The sequence below is a fragment of the Pseudomonas sp. H1_D04 genome, from assembly GCF_054683855.1.
The window spans coordinates 1,980,395-2,004,938 of sequence record NZ_CP162826.1 but is presented as its reverse complement, the minus strand read 5'-3'; the positions used below and the strand labels follow the sequence as shown (position 1 = coordinate 2,004,938).

General features: G+C 60.5%; 22 protein-coding genes. 20 read left to right on the top strand and 2 right to left on the bottom strand.

All coding sequences use genetic code 11. The annotated features are described in order from the left end of the window. Positions 1-42 precede the first annotated feature (42 nt). The 16 genes from AB4N82_RS09115 to AB4N82_RS09040 all read left to right on the top strand — a co-directional run bounded on the left by AB4N82_RS09115 (position 43) and on the right by AB4N82_RS09040 (position 19,825). Entirely contained in the window at positions 43-453 is a 411-nt protein-coding gene (locus AB4N82_RS09115) for a MarR family winged helix-turn-helix transcriptional regulator (RefSeq protein WP_032884831.1), read from the top strand. Beyond that, positions 450-2,528 (top strand): FUSC family protein, encoded by a 2,079-nt coding sequence (locus tag AB4N82_RS09110; RefSeq protein WP_032884832.1) that lies wholly within the window; start codon positions 450-452, stop codon positions 2,526-2,528. Before AB4N82_RS09115 ends, AB4N82_RS09110 begins: the two co-directional genes overlap by 4 nt. After that, complete coding sequence (locus AB4N82_RS09105) at positions 2,525-2,734, top strand: DUF1656 domain-containing protein (RefSeq protein ID WP_003187469.1); 210 nt, start codon at positions 2,525-2,527, stop codon at positions 2,732-2,734. Before AB4N82_RS09110 ends, AB4N82_RS09105 begins: the two co-directional genes overlap by 4 nt. Continuing rightward, positions 2,731-3,621 carry an efflux RND transporter periplasmic adaptor subunit gene (locus AB4N82_RS09100; RefSeq protein WP_095186330.1) on the top strand — a complete coding sequence of 297 codons (891 nt, stop codon included), beginning with the start codon at positions 2,731-2,733 and terminating at the stop codon, positions 3,619-3,621. Before AB4N82_RS09105 ends, AB4N82_RS09100 begins: the two co-directional genes overlap by 4 nt. Beyond that, positions 3,618-5,060, top strand: coding sequence for an efflux transporter outer membrane subunit (locus AB4N82_RS09095; RefSeq protein ID WP_122753755.1), 1,443 nt, complete (start codon positions 3,618-3,620; stop codon positions 5,058-5,060). The genes AB4N82_RS09100 and AB4N82_RS09095 overlap by 4 nt, the downstream gene beginning before the upstream one ends. Positions 5,061-5,141: 81 nt before the next feature. Continuing rightward, positions 5,142-5,774 carry an NADH:ubiquinone oxidoreductase subunit N gene (locus AB4N82_RS09090; protein ID WP_122764468.1) on the top strand — a complete coding sequence of 211 codons (633 nt, stop codon included), beginning with the start codon at positions 5,142-5,144 and terminating at the stop codon, positions 5,772-5,774. Positions 5,775-5,921: 147 nt separating this feature from the next. Then, positions 5,922-7,418, top strand: a complete 1,497-nt coding sequence (locus tag AB4N82_RS09085; RefSeq protein ID WP_460104839.1) for a YdgA family protein — start codon at positions 5,922-5,924, stop codon at positions 7,416-7,418. 318 nt (positions 7,419-7,736) lie between these two features. After that, positions 7,737-10,217, top strand: a complete 2,481-nt coding sequence (gene pgaA / locus AB4N82_RS09080; RefSeq protein WP_122756775.1) for a poly-beta-1,6 N-acetyl-D-glucosamine export porin PgaA — start codon at positions 7,737-7,739, stop codon at positions 10,215-10,217. A gap of 12 nt (positions 10,218-10,229) precedes the next feature. Further along, on the top strand, positions 10,230-12,227 hold the full coding sequence (gene pgaB, locus AB4N82_RS09075) for a poly-beta-1,6-N-acetyl-D-glucosamine N-deacetylase PgaB (protein ID WP_095186326.1): 1,998 nt from the start codon (positions 10,230-10,232) through the stop codon (positions 12,225-12,227). Between the two features lie 2 nt (positions 12,228-12,229). Further along, positions 12,230-13,570 (top strand): poly-beta-1,6-N-acetyl-D-glucosamine synthase, encoded by a 1,341-nt coding sequence (pgaC, locus tag AB4N82_RS09070; RefSeq protein WP_032884842.1) that lies wholly within the window; start codon positions 12,230-12,232, stop codon positions 13,568-13,570. A gap of 2 nt (positions 13,571-13,572) precedes the next feature. Then, positions 13,573-14,055, top strand: coding sequence for a poly-beta-1,6-N-acetyl-D-glucosamine biosynthesis protein PgaD (gene pgaD, locus AB4N82_RS09065; RefSeq protein WP_032884843.1), 483 nt, complete (start codon positions 13,573-13,575; stop codon positions 14,053-14,055). A 699-nt stretch (positions 14,056-14,754) separates the two neighbouring features. Then, positions 14,755-15,234 carry a hypothetical protein gene (locus AB4N82_RS09060; RefSeq protein ID WP_032884845.1) on the top strand — a complete coding sequence of 160 codons (480 nt, stop codon included), beginning with the start codon at positions 14,755-14,757 and terminating at the stop codon, positions 15,232-15,234. 54 nt (positions 15,235-15,288) lie between these two features. Next, positions 15,289-15,507 carry a hypothetical protein gene (locus tag AB4N82_RS09055; protein ID WP_122764470.1) on the top strand — a complete coding sequence of 73 codons (219 nt, stop codon included), beginning with the start codon at positions 15,289-15,291 and terminating at the stop codon, positions 15,505-15,507. Between the two features lie 174 nt (positions 15,508-15,681). Beyond that, positions 15,682-16,107 (top strand): hypothetical protein, encoded by a 426-nt coding sequence (locus AB4N82_RS09050; protein ID WP_122764471.1) that lies wholly within the window; start codon positions 15,682-15,684, stop codon positions 16,105-16,107. Positions 16,108-16,132: 25 nt separating this feature from the next. Further along, positions 16,133-16,714, top strand: coding sequence for a hypothetical protein (locus AB4N82_RS09045; protein WP_095186323.1), 582 nt, complete (start codon positions 16,133-16,135; stop codon positions 16,712-16,714). 525 nt (positions 16,715-17,239) lie between these two features. After that, on the top strand, positions 17,240-19,825 hold the full coding sequence (locus AB4N82_RS09040) for an autotransporter family protein (protein ID WP_460104838.1): 2,586 nt from the start codon (positions 17,240-17,242) through the stop codon (positions 19,823-19,825). A gap of 872 nt (positions 19,826-20,697) precedes the next feature. Here the strand turns inward: AB4N82_RS09040 and AB4N82_RS09035 are convergent. Both AB4N82_RS09035 and AB4N82_RS09030 read right to left on the bottom strand, forming a co-directional pair. Beyond that, entirely contained in the window at positions 20,698-21,285 is a 588-nt protein-coding gene (locus AB4N82_RS09035) for a hypothetical protein (protein ID WP_122764473.1), read from the bottom strand. A gap of 16 nt (positions 21,286-21,301) precedes the next feature. Then, positions 21,302-21,913, bottom strand: a complete 612-nt coding sequence (locus tag AB4N82_RS09030) for a hypothetical protein (RefSeq protein ID WP_122764474.1) — start codon at positions 21,911-21,913, stop codon at positions 21,302-21,304. A 173-nt stretch (positions 21,914-22,086) separates the two neighbouring features. On the opposite strand from AB4N82_RS09030, the gene AB4N82_RS09025 reads away from it, so the two are divergent. The 4 genes from AB4N82_RS09025 to AB4N82_RS09010 are packed head-to-tail and all read left to right on the top strand — an operon-like array spanning position 22,087 to position 24,426. Continuing rightward, entirely contained in the window at positions 22,087-22,668 is a 582-nt protein-coding gene (locus AB4N82_RS09025; protein WP_032884853.1) for a hypothetical protein, read from the top strand. A gap of 38 nt (positions 22,669-22,706) precedes the next feature. Further along, positions 22,707-23,387: a CsgG/HfaB family protein gene (locus AB4N82_RS09020; protein ID WP_032884854.1), complete on the top strand. Its 681-nt coding sequence runs from the start codon at positions 22,707-22,709 to the stop codon at positions 23,385-23,387. 29 nt (positions 23,388-23,416) lie between these two features. After that, positions 23,417-23,779 carry a DUF4810 domain-containing protein gene (locus tag AB4N82_RS09015; protein ID WP_032884856.1) on the top strand — a complete coding sequence of 121 codons (363 nt, stop codon included), beginning with the start codon at positions 23,417-23,419 and terminating at the stop codon, positions 23,777-23,779. Beyond that, positions 23,776-24,426 carry a DUF799 domain-containing protein gene (locus AB4N82_RS09010; RefSeq protein ID WP_032884857.1) on the top strand — a complete coding sequence of 217 codons (651 nt, stop codon included), beginning with the start codon at positions 23,776-23,778 and terminating at the stop codon, positions 24,424-24,426. Before AB4N82_RS09015 ends, AB4N82_RS09010 begins: the two co-directional genes overlap by 4 nt. Positions 24,427-24,544: the final 118 nt, after the last annotated feature.

Genomic DNA, 24,544 nt, shown 5'->3' with positions numbered 1-24,544 from the left:
TATGCGAACTATCCAGTGCCTCAATCCCTCGAACAACTCCAGATGAACCTCAGCAGCAGCATGGTGGTGGGCGCCCGTAATTGGCGCAAAATCTGCCAGACCACGCTGGTGAGCTATGGCATCTCCGAAGCCTGCGCCGTGCCGCTGTTGATGATCGGCCGCTTGGGCGACGGTGTGCACCAGGTCAAAGTAGCCCAGGCGTCCGGTATGGAGAGCCCATCCCTGGTGCGCCTGCTCGATCGCCTGTGCAGTGACGGCTACGTATGCCGCACCGAAGATGTCCACGACCGTCGCGCCAAGGCCTTGAGCCTTACCGAGCGTGGCCGTGAGCTGGTGCAAGCGGTGGAAGTCCAATTGGTGCGCCTGCGCCGTGAAGTGCTGGCGGACATCGACTCCACCGATATGGAAGCCGCGCTGCGTGTGCTGCGGGCCTTTGAGGCAGCGACGCTTTGAACGGATTCTTTACCGGTTTTCCGCCGGCCCGCGACTGGTTCTACGGCGTGCGTACTTTCGCCGCGTCGATGATCGCGCTCTATATCGCCATGCTGATGCAAATGCCGCGTCCGTACTGGGCGATGGCCACGGTCTACATCGTCTCCAGCCCGTTTGTTGGCCCCACCAGTTCCAAGGCCCTGTACCGCGCCATCGGCACCTTGATGGGCGCGGCGGCGGCGGTGTTTTTTGTGCCGATGTTCGTGCAGTCGCCGTACATTTTGGTGGTGGTGATCGCACTGTGGACGGGCACTTTGCTGTTCCTCTCGATGCACCTGCGCACCGCCAACAACTATGCCTTGATGCTCGCTGGCTACACCTTGCCGCTGATCGCCCTGCCGGTGGTGGATAACCCGTTGGCGGTATGGGATGTGGCCGAGGCGCGAACCGAAGAAATCTTCCTCGGCATAGCGGTCGCCGCCGTAGTGGGGGCGATGTTCTGGCCGCGCCGCCTGATGCCCGTGTTCGATGGCTCGGTGGCCAAGTGGTTTGCCGATGCTCAGGTCTACAGCCAACGCTTTCTGACGCGCAATGTGCAGCGTGAAGAAGTCAGCACTTTGCGCAGCGGCATGGTCGCCACCTTCAACACCCTCGAATTGATGATCGGCCAGTTGCCTCACGAAGGCGCGCGGCCGCAAACGGTGCGTAACACCAAGGAACTGCGTGGGCGCATGATCCACCTGCTGCCGGTGGTGGATGCCCTCGACGATGCGCTCTACGCCATCGAACATCGGGCGCCGGAATTTCTCGACCGCATCCAGCCGATTCTGGAAGCCACAAGCCAATGGCTGGAAAACACTCAACAAAGTGCACCGTTGGAAAGCTGGCGCGCCCTGCGTGACCAGGTCGACGCCCTGCAACCCCAAGGCGAGGCGCTGGACGACCGCCACACCCTGCTGTTTTCCAACGCGCTGTATCGCCTGGGCGAATGGATCGACCTGTGGCAAGACTGCCGCAGCCTGCAAGCGGCCATCCAGTGTGAAAGCCAGGACAGCTGGCGCGCCGTGTATCGTCACTGGCGCCTGGGTCGGCTCACGCCATTCCTTGACCGTGGTCTGATGTTCTATTCGGCGTTTTCTACCGTCACCGCGATCATCGTCGCCTCGGTGCTGTGGATCCTGCTGGGCTGGACCGACGGCGGCAGCGCGGTGATTCTGGCCGCCGTGGCGTGCAGCTTCTTCGCCTCGATGGACGATCCGGCGCCACAGATCTACCGGTTCTTTTTCTGGACTGCCATGTCGGTGCTGTTCGCCAGCCTGTATCTGTTTCTGGTGCTGCCCAACCTGCACGATTTCCCGATGCTGGTGCTGGCGTTTGCGGTGCCGTTTATCTGCATCGGTACACTTACTGTGCAGCCGCGCTTCTACCTGGGCATGTTGCTGACGTTGGTGAACACCTCGTCGTTCATCAGCATCCAGGGTGCCTACGACGCGGACTTTCTCAACTTCGCCAACGTCAACCTCGCCGGGCCCGTGGGCCTGCTGTTTGCGTTTGTGTGGACATTGGTCGCGCGGCCTTTCGGCGCCGAATTCGCCGCCAAGCGCCTGACCCGTTTCAGCTGGCGTGACATCGTCGGCCTCACCGAGCCCGCAACCCTGGCCGAACACCGACACCTCGCCGTGCAGATGCTCGATCGCCTCATGCAGCACCTGCCGCGCCTGGCACTCACCGGCCAGGACACCGGCATCGCCCTGCGCGATTTGCGCGTGGCGCTGAACCTGCTCGACCTGCTGGCGTACTCGCCGCGCATCCTTGGAGTGCCACGGGTGTTGCTCAACCAGGTCGTCGAAGGGGTGGGCGCTTACTTCAAGGCCTGCCTCAAGGCGGGTGAACGCTTGCCCGCGCCCAGCGGTCTGCTGATGACCCTCGACCGCACGCGCCGCGCCCTCAACGGCCAGGGTCTGCAAGACGAGGACGATACTCGCCTGCACCTGTTGCACGCCCTGGCCGGCCTGCGCCTGGCGTTGTTGCCTGGCGTCGAATTTATTGGCGGCACCGAGATGGAGGCGCCGCTGCCTGATGGAGCGCCTTTATGATCGGTGATCTGGATATCAGCGGGGTGTTCCTGCCCACGCTACTGGTGCTGATGGGCATTACGTACGTGTTGTTTCTGGTGGTGCACGGGCTGTTGACGCGCATGCACTTCTATCGCCTGGTCTGGCACCGGGCATTGTTCAATGTGGGGCTCTACGCGCTGTTGCTGGGCGCGGTGGACTCACTCAGTCGATACCTGATGACATGAAAAAACCTTTTTTGACCATCGGCCGTGTAGTCCTGACGCTGCTGATCGTGAGCTTCGCGGTCGTCGTTGTGTGGCGCATGGTCATGTACTACATGTTTGCGCCCTGGACCCGCGACGGGCACATCCGTGCCGACATCGTGCAGATCGCCCCGGACGTGTCCGGGCTGATCCAGCGCGTGGACGTGCGCGACAACCAGTTGGTGACCAAGGGCCAAGTGCTGTTTGCCGTCGACCAGGACCGCTTCAAGCTGGCCCTGCGCCAAGCCCAGGCCGCCGTGGCCGACCGCCAGGAAACCCTGGCCCAGGCCCAGCGCGAGTACAAGCGTAACCGTGGCCTCGGCAACCTGGTGCCCAGCGAGCAACTGGAAGAAAGCCAGTCCCGCGTGGCCCGTGCCCAGTCGGCCCTGGCTGAAGCACAAGTGACGGTGGATTCGGCCCAACTGAACCTGGATCGCTCAGTAATCCGCAGCCCGGTGGACGGCTACGTCAACGACCGGGCGCCGCGTAACCAGGAATTCGTCACCGCCGGCCGGCCGGTACTGTCAGTGGTGGACAGCAATTCCTTCCATATCGATGGCTATTTCGAGGAGACCAAACTCGACGGTATCCACGTCGGCATGGCGGTGGATATCCGCGTGATCGGTGATAACGCTCGCTTGCGCGGCCACGTGCAGAGCATCGTCGCCGGTATCGAAGATCGCGACCGCAGCAGCGGCTCCAACCTATTGCCCAACGTCAACCCGGCGTTTAGCTGGGTGCGCCTGGCCCAGCGGATTCCGGTACGCATCGCCTTTGACGACGTGCCGGCGGACTTCCGCATGATCGCCGGGCGTACGGCCACGGTTTCGATCATTGGCGACAAGCCCAATGACGGAGCCACGCCATGAAGCAACTGTTGGCAACCGCCGCGTTGGGTTTGCTGCTGTCGGCCTGCCAAGTGGTAGGCCCGGACTACCAGTTGCCGGACAAGGCCGCGGTCAACCGTGGCGACCTGCAAGGGCAACTCGCGGGCGAGGGCGCCAACGTGGTGTCAGCACCGGTGCCGACCGACTGGTGGAAACTGTACAAAGACCCGCGCCTGGATGAGCTGGTGCGCCAGGCCATGGCGTCCAACACCGACTTGCGCGTGGCCGCTGCCAATTTGCAGCGCGCGAGGTTCCAGACCCAACAGGCTGAATCCGCCGGCGGCTGGAGCCTCGGCGCCAAGGCTGAGGCGCAGCGCCTGCAGGAGTCCGGCGAAGCATTTTTGCTGGCCGACAAAGTGCCGGTGGGTAACATCGGCAGCGTCGGCATTACCACCTCGTATCAATTCGATCTGTTCGGCACCTTGCAACGGGGCATCGAAAGCGCCCAGGCCAGCGCCGATGCCGCTCAGGCCGCTGCCGATATCGCGCGCATCACCCTAGTGGCCGATGTGGTGCGTTCCTACACCCAGGTGTGTGCGGCCAACGAAGAGCTGGCGATTGCCAACGAGTCCCTGGACTTGCAAGCCCAGAGCACCAAGCTGACCCAACGCCTGCGTGACGCCGGCCGTGGCGATGAAACCCAGGTCACCCGCTCGCAAACCCAGTACAAATCCCTTCGCGCCGACATGCCGCGCTACGAAGCTGCGCGCCAGGCCGGGCTGTTCCGCCTGTCGATGCTGCTGGCCAAGCCGTTGGACCAACTGCCGGCGGGCACCGGCAACTGCGCCGAGCTGCCGCACATTGCCCAGTTGTTGCCAGTGGGTGACGGCGCGGCGCTGCTCAAGCGGCGTCCCGATGTGCGCCAGGCCGAACGCCAATTGGCCGCTGCCACCGCACGTATCGGCGTGGCCACCGGCGCTCTGTACCCAGACATCGCCATCGGCGCCACCGTAGGCACCGTCGGCTTGCTCGACAACCTCGGCACGCCTGCGACCAACCGCTGGGGTTTTGGCCCGATGATCAGCTGGACCGTGCCGACCAACGGCGCCCGGGCCCGCGTCCACGAAGCCGAAGCTGCCACCCAGGGCGCCCTGGCGCATTTCGATGGGGTGGTGCTCAACGCCATTCGCGAAACCCAGACCGGTCTGGCGCAATACACCGCGCAACTGCAACGCCGTGATGCGTTGGCCGAAGCCGGCGAGTCGGCCAAGGAAGCGGCGGGGCAGACCCATCGCTTCTTCCAGGCCGGCCGCGCGTCGTTCCTGGCCGACCTGCAAGCCACCCGCACTTACACCGATGTGCGTGCGCAATTGGCGGCGGCGAATACCCAGGTCGCCATGAGCCAGATCGATCTGTTCCTGGCCCTGGGCGGCGGTTGGGAAAGCGGACGAACGCAAGCGTCACAGCCCGGCAAACCCTGAGCGGGTAGCTATGCTTTGTCAGGTGGGCCGCCGTGATGGCCTACCTGACACTGCTCGCGTTTGCTCATGGGGATTCCAATAATGAAAAACCCTTATGCTCCCGCTTTCTGGTGCGTGCTCCTCGCACTGGTGCTGTTATCGGCCGCGTATTTCTACGGCGTCATGCTCGCCCACCAGCTCGACAAGGCCATGGTCTTTCTCGACAGCGCCTGCCTGGTGATCGGCACCTTGTCCATCGGCGTGGTGGCCTGGGCCTCTTACCAAAATCAACGGATCAAGAAAAAACTTCTCGAACAAGGCAAGACCCGCGTGGCGATCTGGGACACCAAGGTCGCGCTGCGGCGTGTGGAAACCGTGTTCGATCGTTATTTCTGGGGCAGCTACTGGCAGCCGGGCCGCACCTTTCAGGAGGTCATGGGCGACCTCACCGGCACCCCCCTGGAAAAAAGCCTCGAAGTTCTGAAAAAACAGTGCGTGGCCCTCGATCGGCAGGTCGCCGATGGTAGGCATTGGCTTAACAATGCGCGTGAATTGTCTGACGTCGCGACGCAGATGGCCCGCGAACGCTACCAACTGGACTTCTGCGACCCCAAGGCCGATACCCCCGGCAACGCGGTGATACACCGCGAATTTGAGGTGTTGGTGTACACCTGGACCGCACGGCTGAAGAGTTTCGATCACCAACTCGACGAGATCGAACTGGAATACTCGTGAACCAACTGCTCGCCTGAACCTCTGAGAAATCTGGGCCCTTCGCGGCCGCCAGTGCTAATCTTCCCCCGTTTTCGGCGGGCTTGAGCCAACCCCATCGGGGTTCAAGGAAGACAGCCCACTTCTCACAGGATTTGATCAGGTCACTTCATGAATAAGCCAGCAGTCGTTCTTTTGGGTTTTGTTGTCGCCGTAGGCGTCGTCAGTGCAGGCGGCGCCTGGTACACCGGTAAACAACTGGAGCCAGTGCTGCAAACCGCGATCCAGAACGCCAACAAGGAACTGCAGAGCTCCATGGCCGGCGTCGATGGCACTGTGGCCCTGGAGCTGGTCTCCCTGGACCGTGGCGTGTTCAGCAGCACCGCCCATTACCGCTTGAAAGGCCAGGGTTCGGTCTTCGGCGAAGAAAACCCTAATCCGGAACTGCTGTTCGTCGACCATATCGAACACGGCCCGCTGCCGTTCTCGCGCCTGGTGACACTCAAGTGGCTGCCGGTCATGGCCACCAGTCACTACGAGCTGGAAAAGAACGCCACCACCGAGAAGTGGTTCGCCGCCGCCAAAGACGTATCTCCACTCAAAGGCGTGGCCAACATTGGTTACACCCGTTCGGTCAACGGCAATATCGAATTGCTGCCCCTGGAGTTCAAAGACGATACGTCTTCGGTGAGCTTCTCCGGCGCAAACATGAATTTCGACAGCACTGCCGAAGGCCAGAAGGTCAAGGCCGACGGCTTCATGAACAGCGTCAAGGTCGCCGCGGTAGACGCCAAGGGCGAGCACTTCGAAGCTGAGCTGTCTGGGCTGACCATCGCCAGCAACCTGGAAAAATCCACCTTCGGCTTCTACACCGGGCAAAACACCGTTGAGCTGACCGACAGCAAGTTCACCTTCGGCCCGCAGAAAGCCGTGCTGACCGTCAAAGGCTTCGAGCAGAAAGACTCCAGCGAAACCAAGGACAACAACCTGGCCGGCCGTGTCGACTACAAGATCGACGAGATCGGCTACCAGGGTAAACCTGTAGGTTCGGCGGCCTTGGCCGTGAGCATGAAGAATGTCGACATCCCGGCCATGCTGGTGCTGACCAAGCTGTACCAGGACAAGATGCAACCGGTGCAAGCCGCCGCCGCAGCCAACCAGCCGGCCCCCGAGCTGCAACTGACTGAAGCCGAGCAAGCCCTGGCTGAAGCCAACGTCAATCAGGTCCTGGCTGCCAAGCCGCAAGTGGCTGTGGAAAACCTGTCGCTGAAAACCACCCACGGTGAAAGCAAGTTCAGCCTGCTGGTAGACCTGGCTAAACCGGTGTCCATGGAGCTGCCGCCAGTTGAGCTGGGCAAGCAGATGATTGCGCTGCTGGATGCCAATCTGACCCTTTCCAAGCCGATGATCGCTGACGTTTCCGCACTGCAAGCCCAACTCGGTGGCGTGACCGACCCTAAAGCCATCGAGCAGCAATCCCAGATGGCCGCCGAGATGGTCAGCGGCATGGCAGTTGGCACGCAGTTGGCAACGTTGGTCGGTAGCGACGTGGTCTCCAAGCTGCACTACGCCAACAATGAAGTGACGTTCAACGGCCAGAAGATGACCGTCGAGCAGTTCATTGGTTTTGTAATGGCCAAAGTCGGCGCGGTCAGCGGCGCACAGTAACGCCTCAACACCCAGCCTCTTCGTGAGGCTGCTTGAAATGCAGTCAAAATGTGGGAGCGGGCTTGCCCGCGAATGCAGTGGATCAGTCACCACTGCGTATTCGCGAGCAAGCCCGCTCCCACATTTGTTTTGTGCAGGCCCGACTCAGCGGCTACCCATCAATTCTGAACAATTGTTCTGAATTGGTCTTCTTCCTACGTTCCTAAGAGATAGTTCACACAGGAAAGCTAGGCCGGGTCATTAGACGCCGGCACCCTGTAGCATGTCGCTCAGGATCACCTATCGTTACAGCTTTCCGTGTGTAAGGAAGCTCACGATATGTTGCGAAACCTACCACTCAGTGCATCAGGCCGGTTGCGACTGCTCATCGGGGCAGCTTTATGCAGCCAGCTGTTGATGCCCACTTTCGCCATGGCCGATCCGGCCTATGACGCGCTGATTATCCAGGCGCGCAACGGCAACTTCACACCCGCCCTTACGCAATTGCGTCAGCTGTCTGCCGAGCGCCAGACGCCAGGCCAGGTCAGCGATCATGTGGTGATCGCCGGTTGGGCCGGGCAGGACGCCGAAGTGCTGAAGGTGTACGAAGCTGAGGGTAAACATCGCAACCTCAGTACCCAAGCGCTCGCCACCGTGGCGCGCACCTATCGCAATCAAAAGCAGTGGCCACAGGCTGAGGCGACCTATCGCCAGGCGCTGCTGCGTGAACCGAATAACGTCGACCTGCAACTGGGCCTGGCCCTGACCCAGGCTGACGGCGGCAAAGCCAATGAAGCCGTGCAACGCACCCGCGCGCTGGTGGCCGCCAAGCCAGACGACCCCAACCGGCGCATGGCCCTGGGGTATGCGCTGACCCGCGCCGGCTTGAACTACGACGCGCTGTTTGAATTCGATCAGGCGTTTATCCGTGCTGGCGACAAGCCCGAAGTCGCCCGCGAATACATCGTCGCCCTGCAAAAGGCTCGCTTGCCGGAAGCCGCTTTGCGCCTGTCGGCCCAGCGTCCGGGCCTGCTGGACCCGGTGACCCAGCGCCGCCTCGAAGGTGACCTCGCCGCCGAACGGGTGCGCATGGCCGAGTTCGCCACGCGCAGCGAAAAAGAACGCTATGTGATTGCCGACCGCGCCCTGGCGGACTACGACAAACTGCTCGCTCGTTGGACCCCGGACGCCACCGCCCATGACGATGTGGTGCGCTGGCGCATCGACCGCCTGGGTGCACTCAAGGCGCGTGCACGTACCGCCGAGGTGATCCGCGAGTACGAAACGCTTAAGGCCGAAGGTGTGCAACTGCCGACCTACGCCGTGCGTTGGGTGGCCGCGTCCTACCTCGACCAGCGCCAGCCGGAAAAAGCCGAGCCGCTGTATCGCCAGGCGCTGAGCGCCACCGACGCGGAGCCCGATGATCGGGTCGAAGACACCACCGCGCTGTTCTACGCCTTGCAGGAAAGCGACAAAGGCGAGGATGCCAACGAGGTCGCCAAAGGACTCGCCAACAGCCAGAACCCTCGGGTCGAGCTCAAGGGCTTGCCCATCGGCAACCCCAACGATGCGTGGATGGACGCCCAGCAACTGTCGGCCCAGGCCGGCGTCTACGGTGGCGACCTGCCGGGCAGCGAAGCCGGTTTGGAAGCGTTGGTAGCAAAAGCACCGGGCAACGTCGGCCTGCGTCTGGCCCAGGCTGACATGTATCGCGCCCGCGATCTGCCCCGGCGCGCCGAAGGCATTCTCAAGGAAACCGAAGCCCAGGCCCCGCGCGACATCGGCCTGGAAGTGAGCCAGGCCTACACCGCCATGGACCTGCAGGAGTGGCGCCAGCTCGACGTGCTCACCGACGACGTGGTTGCGCGCAACCCGGATAACCGTCAGGTGCAGCGCCTTAGCCGCCTGCGCGATGTGCATGACATGGCCGAGCTGCGTGTCGAGGCTTACACGGGTAAAAGCTTCGGCGGCGGTAATGACAGCGAAGCGGGTGCGGTGTCGGGGAGCCGTGACTGGGGCATCGAAAGCCGTCTCTACACGCCGCCTATCGACGAAGACTGGCGCCTGTTTGCCGGTGCCGGCTATGCCCGCGCAGATTTCGAAGAGGGTACCGGCCAGCATCGTTGGCAGGTTGTCGGCGTGGAGCGGCGCACCCGAGACATGACCATCGAAGCCGAGGTCTCCAACCATTCCTACGGCGATGGCTCCAAACAAGGCGCCGCGATCTCGATTGCGCGTGACATCAACGACAACTGGCAATACGGCGGCAGCCTCGGCTACCTGCTGAGCACCACGCCGTTGCGCGCGCTGAATGATGGCATCACCGCCAACGGCGGCAGCGGTTTTATTCGCTGGCGCGCCAACGAAAGCCGCGAGTGGAAACTGACCCTCAGCCCGTCCCACTTCAGCGACGGCAACGACCGCTTCGAAGCCTTGCTCAGCGGCCGCGAGGGCCTCTACAGCTCGCCGCGCGTGCAAGTGGACCTGGGCCTGGAAGTCGGCGCCAGCCGCAACAGCAAGGAAGACACGGTGTACTTCAATCCGAAGTCGGATTTGACCGTGCTGCCCGTCATCAACATCAACCATGTGCTCTATCACCGCTACGAGACCCAGTGGAGTCAGCAGTTCCAGGTCGGTGCGGGTACCTATAGCCAGCGCGATTACTCCACCGGCGGCATGGCGTTGATCGGCTACGGCCAACGCTATCGCTGGAACGACGTACTCGACGCTGGCGCCAACCTGAGCCTGATCAGCCGACCTTACGACGGTGATCGCGAACGCGATCTGCGCCTGCTCGTCGACCTCACTTACCGTTTCTAAAAGAGCCTGACCATGACCTTCCTCAGCCGTTGCTTGTTGGTTCTGGGCGTATTGCTGGCCAGTGCCTGCGCCCAGCAACCCGCACCTTTCACTCCACCCGCCGAGCGGCCGACACCGCTCAACGAACAGGCGTGGCCGAAAAACCACTTCCTGGGCATTGCCTACCACGATGTGTCGGATCGTGATCCTGACCAGGCCGTGGTGGCGGTGCGTACCGAGCGTTTGATCGAGCAGTTGGCTTGGTTGCGCGAGAACGGCTACCAGGCGGTCAGCGTTGACCAGATCCTGGCCGCCCGCCATGGCGGCCCGGCATTGCCGCCCAAAGCAATCATGCTCAGCTTCGACGACGGCTATTCGAGCTTCTACACCCGCGTGCTGCCGATTCTGCGCGCCTACCATTGGCCGGCGTTGCTGGCGCCGGTGGGCAGCTGGATCGACACACCGCTCAACCAGCCGGTGGATTTTGCCGGTTCACCCCGGCCGCGTGGTGAGTTCCTGACCTGGCAGCAGATTCGCGAAGTGTCCCAGTCCGGCCTGGTGGAAATCGCCGCGCACACCGATGCCAATCACAAAGGCATCCTGGCCAACCCCCAGGGCAACCTGGAGCCAGCTGCGACTTCCCTGCGTTATGACCCGGCCACCGGTCGTTATGAAAGCCAGGCCCAGTTCGATGCGCGGTTGCGTGCGGATGTGGTCGCGATCTCCAACAAGATCCAAACCGTGACCGGCAAGAAACCACGGGTCTGGGTATGGCCGTATGGCGCCGCCAAAGGCACCTCGCTGGCCATCGTTGGTGAGCAGGGCTACCAAATGGCCCTGACCTTGGAAGATGGCCTCGACAGCTCCGATGACCTGATGAACAGCCCGCGCTTTCTGGTGGCCTCCGACCCGGACGGCGAGCATTTCGCCAACAGCATCGTCGCTGTGCAAACCCCGGCACCGCTGCGGGTGTTGCATGTGGACCTGGATAATGTCTACGACCCGGACCCGGCCCAACAGGCGCGCAACCTCGACCAGTTGGTGCAGCGCGTCGTGGACATGGGCGCCGGCACGGTGTTCCTGCAAGCCTTCGCCGACCCCAAGGGTGACGGCCTGGTCCACTCGCTGTACTTCCCCAACCGCCACCTGCCAGTGCGCGCCGACCTGTTCAACCGCGTCGCCTGGCAACTGCACACCCGTGCCCATGCCAGCGTGTATGCCTGGATGCCAGTGCTGAGTTTCGCCCTTGATCCCAAGCTGCCGCGTGTGACGCGCTGGGACCCGGAAACCGGCAAAGTGGGCATCGACCCGGATCAATACAAACGCCTGTCGCCGTTCGACCCGCAAGTGCGCAAAATCATTGGCGAGATCTATGAAGACCTGGCGCGCAACAGTGCCATCGACGGTGTGCTGTACCACGACGATGCGGTGTTCTCGGACTTCGAAGACGCCAGCCCCGCCGCGCTCAAGGCCTATGCTGCCAACGGCCTGCCGGGCAGCATCGAGGCACTGCGCGCCGACCCTGCGGTGATGCAGCGCTGGACGCGCTTCAAGAGCCGCTACCTGATCGACTTCACCAAGGAGCTGACCGCCAAGGTCCGCGCTATCTCTGGGCCGCAGGTGCTGACCGCGCGCAACATCTTCGCGCAGCCGATGCTCAACCCAGAAAGCGAAGCCTGGTTCGCGCAGAACCTCGACGATTTCCTCCAGACCTACGACTGGACCGCGCCCATGGCCATGCCGCTGATGGAAGGGGAGACGCTGAAGAACTCCAACGCCTGGCTGGAGAAACTGGTGGCGACGGTCAAAGCCCGCCCCGGTGCGATGCAGCGAACGGTATTCGAACTGCAAGCCAAAGACTGGCGCACCCCAGCAGCCCCCGACCTGTCCGCCGAGCAAATGGCTGAATGGATGGGTGTACTCAAGCGCCAGGGTGTCACGAGTTTTGGCTACTACCCGGACAATTTCCTGGAAAACTCCCCGGACCTGAAGACTGTGCGTCCGGCCCTTTCCAACCAATGGAACCCTTGACCATGTTCGACAGAATCCTGGCTTTATTCGTGCTGGCACTGGTATTAGGCGTGCCCCTGGGACTGATCTTCCTGGTCACCGGGCAGTTCCTGATGGACTTTGTGTTTTTCTACCCGCTGTTCATGTCGGCGCTGTGGATCTCCGGCGGCTTGTACTTCTGGCTGCACTGGGAGCGCCACTGGCCCTGGGAAGAAGACACCCCGGCGCCGACCCTGGCCGGCAACCCGCTGATCTCGATCATCATCCCTTGCTACAACGAGGGTGATAACGCCGCCGACACCATTCATGCGGCCCTCGGTCAGATGTACCCGAACATCGAAGTGATCGCGGTCAACGACGGTTCCAAAGACAACACCGCCGCAGTGCTCGACGCCCTGGCGCTGGAGCATCCACGCCTGCGGGTGCTGCACCTGGCGCAGAACCAGGGCAAGGCCGTGGCCTTGCGCATGGGCGCCGTGGCGGCGCGCAGTGAATACCTGGTGTGCATCGACGGTGATGCATTGCTCGATAAAAACGCGGCGGCTTATATGGTCGCGCCGATGCTCGACAACCCGCGCCTGGGTGCCGTGACCGGCAACCCTCGTATCCGCACACGCTCGACCTTGATCGGCCGCGTGCAGGTGGGCGAGTTCTCGTCGATCATTGGCTTGATCAAGCGCACGCAACGAGTGTTTGGTCGGATCTTCACCGTGTCGGGTGTGGTGGTGGCGTTTCGCAAAAAGGCGCTGGACCGCATCGACTACTGGTCCACCGACATGATCACCGAGGACATCGACGTCAGTTGGAAGCTGCAACTCGACCACTGGAGCATCTTCTACGAGCCCCGCGCGCTGTGCTGGATTCTGATGCCCGAAACCGTCGGCGGCCTGTGGAAACAACGGCTGCGCTGGGCCCAGGGTGGCGCCGAAGTACTGTTCAAAAACATCCGTGGCATCTGGCAATGGCGTCACCGCTACCTGTGGCCGCTGTTGTTCGAATACTGCCTGTCCACCGGTTGGGCGTTCACCTTCATGCTGTCGGTCATCTTTTGGGGCGTGGGCAAATTCACGCCGCTGCCCCAGGCGATCGCGGTGGACTCACTGATGCCGCCCGCGTTTACCGGCCTGGTGTTGGCGATGGTATGCCTGCTGCAATTTGCCGTGAGCATCCTGATCGACCGCCGCTACGAGAAAGACCTGTGGAAAACCCTGTTCTGGACCGTGTGGTACCCGATGGTGTTCTGGCTGGTCAGTCTGTTCACCACCCTGGTCAGTTTCCCCAAGGTGCTGTTCAACCAGCACCAGAAGCGCGCGCGCTGGGTCAGCCCGGATCGTGGCATCAAACCTGTTGAAGAGGAGGCGTGATCATGAAACTGGTCAGAACTCGCCAAAGTACCGTCATGTGGATCATCGACGTGGTGTTGACCCTGATGGCCTGGGCCGGATTGGTTTGGCTGCTGGCGCGAGGGATTACCTCGATGCTGGATACCCACGGCGGCCCGCGCATTGACGCGCCGATTTTTGCGGCGCTCAACACCTTGCAGATCTACCTCTGGATCGCGTTGTTCAACGCCGTGATCCTGGTCAGTTGGGCACGCTACCAGCAGCGCAAGGGGCGCAAGTTCGCCCAGCGTCGCGCCCAGGCCAAGGCCCTCAGCGACAAGAGCCTGAGCGAAAGCTTCAGCCTGGCAGAAGGCGACTTGGAGCAACTGCGCCGGCCAGGCGTGCTGGTGATTCATAACGACGAAGAGGGCGGCGTGTCGGAAGTGAAATCCCATGTCTCTCGTGACGTGGAGAAACCGGGGTTGACCCTGGTACCTGGCGCTGTCCAGAACAAAGACGCCAGCTAGTGCGCTAAACAACGCCTAAAGGCCGACCCATAACTCTGAAGTGAACGGACTTGCCCCGCGCTGGGCTGCGAAGCCGCCCCAAAACCTGCCTCCGCCGTTTTACTGAGTAAACGCGCCGGTCTTAATGGGGCCGCTTCGCAGCCCGGCGCGGGGCAAGCCCGCTCACCACAGAGTCGTGTGGCAGCCTTTAATATTTGCGTCTATATCCATGCACCGGTAGCGGTGGGTCAGTTACAGATTTATTAGCTGACGCTCCCTCATCGGCGGCTGTTTCATCCTGCCAATAGTGATTATTGCGATCCAGTTCCCAGGCCCACCCCCGCGAACTTTTCTGCATTTCCCATTACTAATTTACTGCGCAATAACTTGGCGGCCAACTAGTGGCAGCTTCTAAGTTCTCCGGCGAATCGATATCAAAACAGCTGTCGCCTGTCAGGTTAATAGATTCGGTCTCAGGCCGCCAAACTTTTTGATAGTTATTTATTGTTATCAATCAATGTGTTGGGGCTTCAAGTAGCGCGGATGTCCAACTAGCTCGGATTCTTTGGTTGGTCAAAGTTTGATGTTAGTTTCCCTGCCCTTGAAATAGGGGTCAGACCACGGTTACATTAATAGTGGTCTGATCCCTGTGGTTTTCCCATTGCCCTGCTAGTTGACAGGGAACCACGAATTTATCAAATAAATCAGGAAGTCACGGTGATGATCCAATGGCCTCGCTTGCTTAGATTCAAACAGGATGATGTCCTTGATATACCCGAGGGCTCCCGTTCACTCATTGATGAGGGTGTCTACAGCATTTCAGACACTCAATACTGTCTGGCCGATGTGATTAATGAGAACGGACAGGACACGCTGAGGGTGCTCTCGTTTTACTGGGCTGCCAGTCAGGGTGCGTTTCGGAGAGCCTGTTTCAGAGAAGTTGAAAGTGATGATATGGCTCTCGGTTATCCACCAGAAGTGCTAATACCTGAGCGGGCAGGGGCGACCTATAGTCAAATAAAACAAGCATTGACGGCGATGGGTGACGTCATGGAGCATGCTTCTTATCGAATAATGTCTGATGGCGCCTTTATTCATAAAAGCTTGGAGAGCGCGTCAGTGGTGTATCATTTTCGGTCGCTAGACTCGCTGGATGATGAGTTGCCTTATGCAATTGTATGGAAGTGTCGTCGTACTTAGCGTCTCTGCATAAAGTTGAAAGGAGACAGCGTATTTACATAGCAAGGAGTGGCCATGAGAAAAAATGAACCTTGGTGGGTAGCCGTTTATCTGCCTTGCGCCTCGGCGTTAGCGCTAGTGTCTATGTGTGCATTTTTTCAGATAGCGGGTTATTGGCTGAGTGGTGGTGAGGATATTATTAGCCTCTTGGAGGCGCATGCATTTCTCTATCTGCAAATGGCCATGGCTGGATTTGCTTTAGGTTTCGTGCTTTGGTTTTTTAATGTCCGTTAGTGTTCCTGTAATAGAAGAGACCTCTTGGTTAGGGTGTAACTCTGATCGGTGAGCTATTAAGTGAAACTGCTTTTTTAATTTAAACTAGTGTGTCGCTATAATGTGCAGGACGACTGGCCTCGACAACCCGGATAATCGGCGCGCTGAGTTATTTTCTCTCTTCAAGGATGATCAATGAATCCCCGTATTCCGACACCACTGGCGCGCACGTTGAGTATCGGCTGTCGAGTCGCGCAGGGGTTGTGCCTGCTGGTAATGGCCGTCAGTGCCATTGCGTTCATGCTGGTCTGGGTCTACTTCGATAGGCGTGCGTCAATGTTGGGCTCGGCGGCGGCCGGTGTTTTGTGGTGCGCCATCGGGCTGTTGTTCGCGTTTGTGTTTGAGCAGCCTCGCACGCCGCGGGCAACGCTGCGATTTATGGTCAGTCGGATTGCTGGGGTGGTGGTGCTCGCAGCAGCGGCCGCCTGTTTGGTCGGCACGCTTTGGATTGAGCCTGAGCGTGCATTGCTGGACGCTAATACCATCATGATCCAACCCGGCAATCTGGCCCAGGTGCGCAGCCTCGCGGACCGTTTTGATGGCGGTAAATCCTGTGGCTGACAATCAACAAACAAGGACATTTCAGATGCTGTACAGAGCTTTTATCCTCCTTTGCCTGACGGCGCTCGCGGGCTGCCAGGGCCTGCCCTACCGGGGTGCGGAAGATCAGGCGCGGATCCGGGCCGACCTGGCGCTGGAGGCGACGCCCGCTGAGTTCACAAGGTTGCGCTGGGCTTATACGAACTACGGCGTTCAGGAGGGCGGCCAGACAAAGGATGCAATCGCCGTGGTGCAACCTGGGCTGGTGACGCTGGTGGGGTATGAGAGTGGGCGTTATGTTCGCCAGGCCAGTTTTCCCGCTGCCGTTGTGGACTGTGCCTACATCTTCGAAAGCCAGACCAGTGATCGGCCGATCTGGCTGTTGCAGAAAGACCGCATCGTGTTTCTTACCGTCAGCGACTTTCGTGGCAACGGCGATGTGCTCAAGCGCACGCAACTGGTCAAGGCGTTGGCCGCCAGCGGTTTCAGTCTGCACAGTGATGCTCAGGGACCTGCCTACCGACCGACGGGGAAGTCGGAACGCCTGTTGGTGCTCAACTCAATCGTCGGCAAGCATATGGAAGAGGTCGCCGAGAACCGGGCCTACAACGTGTGCCGTGGGCAATGATGGGATGGGCGGCACCACGGCCGCCTGATTTAAATCAGGCCGGGTTGGCATTGAGCCTGGACTGATCGCATCCAACCGATCAAAGCCGTTGCGCAGCAGAATCGCCAGCAGATGAGCGGTTCACTCAATCGTCGCCAAACCCGGTGGCCATTTGGACGACGGCCGGACGATAAGCCCCCGCCCAGTGGAATCCCGCTCCCCGCAAACACCGCCGCATTGTGATCGACTACACAACTTTCCGACACAATCCTGAACCTTTTCGTACATTTGAAGGTCTTTACCGCGCCCACCCGCACGCGGTCGGGCTGCATGGACTGCAGCGTTTTCAAAAACATTAAGGATTGATGTGAGCCTTTTTCCCCCTATTCCCTTCTTCGCCACTGCCTTGTGCGGTGCGAATGGCTGCGCCCGCGTATTACGCAAACGCGCCGAGGGCATGCCTCTGGATCCGTTGATCCCTCACTCGATACACCTACTGCCGCCGGGCCTGTTGGCGGCTTTGACCTGTAGTTCATGGAGTTTGAAATGAAGCGTAAGCAGTTCCAGAAAAGCCTGTTGGCAATCATGGTCGGCGCCATCAGCACGCAGGTGCTCGCGGTGGAAGTGGACCTTGGCGCGGGCAAGACCCAGTTTGTCAGCGAGACCTACAACGAGTCGCTGATCCTCACCGGGCAAACCACCCAAGTGACCACACCGACCAGTGCGCCCCCAGCCGGGCTGGGTGTCGCCGATACCCATATCCAGGGTTCGTTGATCAACCGCGCTGACATCACGCTGAATGCCGACGGCTACACCGTGCGGGGCTTTGCTCTGGACCCGATGTACTGGACTGGCCCGCCCAACCTCAACCCGGGCTCTGTCACCGGTGACGTGGTGCAGGCCGGCAACATCCTGATGAACAACGGTGGCGACGAAGGCCTGGAAATCGGCAAGACCAACATTGGCGGCAGCGTGATCAACTCCGGCACGATCATTTCGACGGCACCGTCGGCGCCTGCACCGCCGCCGTTCTATATCGGTGGGGGCGAGGGCATTTACCTGCACGGCACCACCATCGGCGGCGATGTGTCCAACACTGGTCTGATCGACATGGCCGGCGAAGGCGCGATCGGCATCGTGCTGGATCGCGACAACTTTACCCCCACCACCATCGGCGGCAAGATCCTCAACTCCGGCACTATCAAGGCCACGGGTGAAGGCGCTTGGGGCATCGAAGTGGAAACGGATACCAGCCCGCTGCGTATCGAAAACAGCGGTTTGATTTCTGCCAACGGCAATGACGCCAAAGGCATATTTTTTTATAACGGCACCATCGATTACATCCTCAACACCGGCACGCTTGAGGCCAAGGGCACCAATGCCAATGCCTTTGAGTTCCTGGAGGCCACCTTCGCCCAGAACAGCGCGAGCGGTTCGCGCGGCATCGTCAACCGTGGCACGGTCATCGCCGATGGCACGGCGATTCTGGTCGGCCCCGATCAAACGTCATCGTTCGAGATCAACCAGCAAGCCGGCGAAATCCGCAGCAACGCCGGCACGGCCATCGATGCGCGCAACCTGGCAACCCTGAACTGGACCGGTGGCGACATCATTGGCGATGTACTCAACCTGAGCGCGGTGAATATCGACGGCCAGGCGGGGTTCACCGGCAACCGCATCATCGCACCGGTGTCGGTCAACTCAGGGGCGCTGAACCTGTCGGCGCCCGGCACCGCCATCACCGGCAACCTCAACGTCGCCAGCGGCGCGGGCATCGATATGCACCTGTCCGACAGCGTCGTGCCGACCACGCCGTACCTGACCGTCAACGGTGCCGCCAATTTCGCCCAGGCGTCGAAGCTGACTGTGAGCGCTAACCCCGGCGACTTCGCCAGCACCAACGACGGCACGCAATACACCCTGTTGCAAGCCACCAGCGTGCAAGACAACGGGCTGTCCGTGGGCAGCTCTTCTGCGCTGCTGAATGTGCTCAGCTACTCGTCCGATGCGCAGACGGTCAAGGCCGTGGTAGCGGTCAAGGCTGACCAGCAAGTTGAGACAGACCTCTCTGGCGTGGGCGCGAGCCGTGCGTCGGCAACGGCGGTCAATACCTTCAAGAACGGTGTCCTGAGCCGTCTCAGCGCAGACGATGCAGTCTTCCAGGCGCTGGCCAACGCCGGCACCGCCGACCAACTGGCACGGGTTGGTGATCAGCTCGCGCCGGACGTCAACCGTGGCGCGCTGGACATCGCCTTGTCCGGGCAGACCGTGGTCAACGGCGCGATCTTCAACCGCCTCACCGAGCAGCGCGAAGCTAAAAAAGCCGGCGGTGTGTGGGTGCAGGGCCTAAGCAGCAACATGGATCAGGACGGTCGCGGCGGCAACAACGGCTACTCGGCCAACAGCAGCGGCATGGCGGTGGGTGTGGACAGTCGTGTGAGCGACACCACGACCCTGGGCGTGGCTTACAGCTACCTCAATTCGAATATCCATTCGGACCTGGGCAACAAGACCGACGTCGAGGGGCACGCACTGTCGCTGTATGGCAACTGGTCGCTGCAAGACTGGTTTGTCGATGGAAGCCTCAGCTACGGCCACAACGAAAACGACAGCAAGCGCCACATCGCCGGTACCACGGCCAAGGGCAGCTACGACAGCAATGTGTTGTCGGCCAGTGTGATCGGTGGCTACAGCTTCAAGCCGTCGCAAGCGGTGGTGATCGAGCCACGGGTGGCTGCGCGTTATTCCAACGTGCGCATGGATGGCTACGACGAGAAAGGCTCCTCGGCCGCACTGAGCACGCGTTCGCAGCGTTATGAAGTGGGTGAGTTGGGCGCCGGTGTGCGTCTGGCGGGCAACCTGCCGATGGGTGCTGGTAGCCTGCAACCGGAAGCGACCTTGATGGCCTATCACGACCTGATGGGTGATCGCGTGGCGCAAACCTCCAGCTTCGTGGCCGGTGGTTCAGCGTTTACCGTGACCGGTGCGTCGGTGGCGCGTGACAGCTATGAGGCCAGTGTTGGCGTTAACTATCAGGTGTCGGACTTCAGCGTGGGCGCCAGCTATACGCGTCAGGCGCGCAGTGGTTTTGATGCTGACGGCGTAATGCTCAAAGCACGCTACGCGTTCTAAGCAACCGTCGTGCCGTAACACTGATTTGTGGTGAGGCTGTTCACCACAGATCAGCCCTGCTTGGGTTGTGATCAGAGCAACTTGCGCTGTACGGGTTAGCAGGTTGCAACACCTATCCGTGGTGAGCGGGCTTGCCCCGCGCTGGGCTGCGCAGCGGCCCCAAGGCCAGGCAATGCGTTCTTTCTGAAAGGACGCGGTGTTTGTACTAGGGGCTGCTTCGCAGCCCAGCGCGGGGCAAGCCCGCTAACCACAAAAATGCCCAAGCTCACTACAAAAAAGCACCTGTTCACCAGAAAAAAGCTTCTGTTCATCACATAACAAGTCCCACTTTGCCTGCCTCAGTGGTGTGAGGTCAGAGCAACTTGCGCTGCACGGGTTAGCAGGCTGCAACACCGATCTGTGGTGAGCGGGCTTGCCCCGCGCTGGGCTGCGAAGCGGCCCCAAGGCCAGACAATGCGTTCTGTCTGAAAGGACGCGGTGTTTGTACCAGGGGCTGCTTCGCAGCCCAGCGCGGGGCAAGCCCGCTCACCACAAAAATGCCCCAGCTCACCACAAAAAAGCTTCTGTTCATCACATAACAAGTCCCACTGTGCCTGCCTCAGTGGTGTGAGGTCAGAGCAACTTGCGCTGCACCGGTTAGCAGGCTGTAACACCGATCTGTGGTGAGCGGGCTTGCCCCGCGCTGGGCTGCGAAGCGGCCCCAAGGCCAGACAATGCGTTCTGTCTGAAAGGATGCGGTGTTTGTACCAGGGGCTGCTTCGCAGCCCAGCGCGGGACAAGCCCGCTCACCACAAAAAAGCCCCTGTTCACCACAAAAAAGCTTCTGTTCATCACATAACAAGCCCCACTGTGCCTGCTTCAGTGGTGTGAGGTCAGAGCAACTTGCGCTGTACCGCTTCATCCAGCGTACTGCGCGTCAGCGTTTCCACGACTTCGCGCGTGTCGGCCTGGAATGGGATGCCTACGATCAGCACCAGATGCATCCAGGTGCGAACCGATTCGCTCTTTTTGACCCGACCCAGTTCCTTGCCATCCTTGTCTTTGAACACCGTCTCCAAGGTGAAAATATTTTTCGCCGTGGACGGAATGATGAAGAACGTGAAGCCGGTGATGAACGCCGACACCGGGCTGTACTCTTCGTTGTTATGCAGCGTGGCATCCACGTAGATATCCGAGTCGACCTTGTCGGTGCTCACCCGCGTAAAACGGTTGGACTCGCGAAAGGAATCGGCCACGGCCTTTTCCCACAGCACCACCGGGGCGCCGACCGCAGCGTTGCCCGGGCCGCCGTTGACGTGGTTTTGCGCTGTGGTGTGCACGTACGCCGTGGGTTTTTGCGCCGGGGTGTTAGCGGTTGGCGGCCAGGGTTGCACGGCTGGCAGTTCGTGCTGTGAATACGACACGCAACCGGTCAACAACACGGCGGCCAGTACCAGGCTATGTTTGATCAATCCTTTCATGCTTCGCTCCTTAAAATTATGGCTTGGCCAAGTTGGCAGTGGCGGTATCGAGCAGTTGCCCGACCAGTTTGGTCAGCTGTTGGCCGCCCATCGAAGGTGCCCAATATTGGCCGCTGTAAAGCCCGACGTTATGTTCGAATTTGATCGAGTCCTTGGCTTTGGCCAGCTCTTTACCGTTGCGGTCGACGATCACCAGGTCGCCGGCCACCTCGAAGCTGTCGACGTAGATCGGGCCGTTGACCCAGATCCAGATGGTCAGCGTCAGCAGCGCGCCGGGTACGTACGCCGGGTGCGGGCTGCGATGGCCTTTGAGAGAGGTCATGTTGAATTTGAGCGTTACGTCTTGCTCTCCCAGGCGTACCGGATACTCGGTGACCTGCTTGAAGTAACCCGCAGTGCGCACATACTGACTGATCTGGGCCGTCAGGGAGCTGCTGATGGCAGCCTTGTTGGCCTCGTTAACGTCGGCAGCACTCACCGCCACATCAGCGATTTGCGCGCTGCGTGGACTGCTGAGAGTTACCGGGTGGAGCGGGGCGGCGATAGGGCCGGTGACGGTGTAGGAAACGCAGCCGGTCATCGACAGCGTCGCGATCAGGGCCGTAGCCCGAAGGAAAACTTTAAACACGCAATATCCCTATTAATAAACAAACACAAAACAGTGTCTCGACAGGATGTTACACAACTTGAGGAATGTGCGGCGGCGCACGCAGGCGACCAAAAGCACTTGAGAAGCCCTCTCAACCCCGTAAAATGCCGCGATTGTTTAAAGCACGATACTTTTCAGGGAAGAAGTCATACATGCGCGTGTTCGCCATTTTCATTGCTGCCTGCCTGATGGCGGGCTGCGCCTCCAAGCCGGAGTACTACATCTCCCCGGCGCCGGTCACCATTCCCAAGAACGCCACTTACTGGCTCGACACGTTTGATGTTGAGGTCGTGGGCAAGAACGAGCGTTTTTTGCCGGATGACAAGGTTCGCCAACAACTCGGCGTCGATCTGGTCGACCGTCTGCTCAGCGCCAAGCGTTATGCGCCGAGCAAAGAAAAGGCCGATTACCTGCTGGATGTCAGCATTGTCTATACGCGCCATATCCCGGACTCAAAAGGCGGCCTCTCGACGTTGATCGTTGATGACAACACCATTCTGGCCGCTGTCGATTTCAGCTATCAGGTCAAGGTCAAGAAGGGCGCTGGCGAGGTGCTGCATTTTGCCAAGACGCGTAACAACCTTGTGCCTGCTGGCGTAATGGGCGAGGCGCAAAAATGGAGAACCATGGGCGGCATTATCACCAACTCCGGTAACTCCAGCGTCGAGCGTTTTTATACCGGCGTTTTGAGTCGCGACATCGTCGATGACCTGCGCGCCATTCCTTCTCGCTAACGCTATCTACCCCCGATTTATCACCCCAGGAGCACTACGTGAAAGCACTCTCCAAAATCCTGCTGTCAGGCCTCACCGCCGCAGCGCTGCTGACCGTGGCCGGTTGCGCCACCGAAAGCAACCGAGCCCTGCCGGTGGAGCAAGTCGCCAGTGCAAACGTCGCCTATTCCGGCGTGCGCGTGCCGATTGCTGTAGGTAAGTTCGACAACCGCTCCAGCTACATGCGCGGCATCTTCTCCGATGGCGTCGACCGCCTCGGCGGTCAGGCCAAGACCATCCTTATCACTCACCTGCAGCAAACCAATCGCTTCAGCGTGCTGGACCGCGACAACATGGGCGAAATCTCCCAGGAAGCTGCGATCAAAGGCACCGCGCAGAAGCTCAAGGGTGCTGACTATGTTGTAACGGGCGACGTGACCGAGTTCGGTCGTAAAGAAACCGGCGACCGCCAGTTGTTCGGCATCCTCGGCCGTGGCAAGACCCAAGTGGCTTACGCCAAAGTCGCGTTGAATATCGTCAACATCAACACGTCCGAAGTGGTGTATTCCACCCAGGGCGCCGGTGAATACGCGCTGTCCAACCGTGAAGTGGTCGGCTTCGGCGGCACCGCCAGCTACGACTCCACCCTCAATGGCAAGGTTCTGGACCTGGCCATGCGCGAAGCGATCAACCGCCTCGTCGACGGCATCAACGCCGGCGCCTGGAACCCGCGCAACTGATCAGCAACACCTCAAGGAGCAGTACACGGATGAGCAAGGCAGTGAAGTTGGCGCTGATGCTGACAGCAATCGCGGCGGTCGCCGGGTGCCACACGGCGCCCCAACCCCTGTATCAATGGGAAAGCTACCAGCCGCAGGTTTACGAGTACTTCAAGGGCGAGCCCAAGGAAGCGCAGGTCGAGGCACTGGAGCGCGATCTGCAAAAGATCAACGCCAGTGGTCGCAAGGCACCGCCGGGTTACCACGCGCACCTGGGCATGCTGTACCTGAGCATGGGCAAGGATGACCAGATGGTGCAGGAGTTCCGCACCGAGAAGGCACTGTTCCCCGAGTCCGCTGCTTACATGGACTTTCTGCTGAAAAACGCCAAGACCGGAGTGGCCACCAAATGAGCCTGTTGAAACTCACTGGCGCCCTGCTGGCCTTGGCTTTGCTCGGCGGTTGCGCGACGCCAAAGACCGTGGATTACACGGCGTATAAACAGGCTCGGCCGAAATCGATCCTGGTGCTGCCACCGATCAACGAATCGCCGGAAGTGCAGGCTTCGTACAGCTTGGTCTCGCAAGTGACCTACCCGCTGGCCGAAGCTGGTTACTACGTGTTGCCGATCGCTTTGGTGGACGAAACCTTCCGCCAGAACGGCCTGACCACCGCCAACGATATCCAAGGCCTGGCGCCGACCAAGCTGCATGACATCTTCGGCGCGGACGCGGCGCTGTACATCACCGTCAGCGAGTACGGCACCAAGTACATGCTGATCACCAGCGACACTGCTGTGACCGCCTCGGCCAAACTGGTGGACCTGCGCACCGGCACCACCCTGTGGACAGGCACCGCGCGTGCGTCCAGCGAGGAAGGCAACAACAACGGTGGCGGCCTGGTGGGCATGTTGATTACGGCAGCGGTCAAGCAGGTGATCAACAGCTCCACCGATGCGGCGCATCCGATTGCCGGCATTACCAGTGCGCGATTGCTGTCGCCGGGTCAACGCGCCGGCATCCTGTACGGCCCGCGTAACCCGAAGTACGGCACGGACTGACCTCGATTCTGAACGCGCCTCAGATCAATGTGGGAGGGGGCTTGCCCCCGATGGCTTAGTGTCAATCACTGCATCGGGTGACTGACCCATCCCCATCGGGGGCAAGCCCCCTCCCACA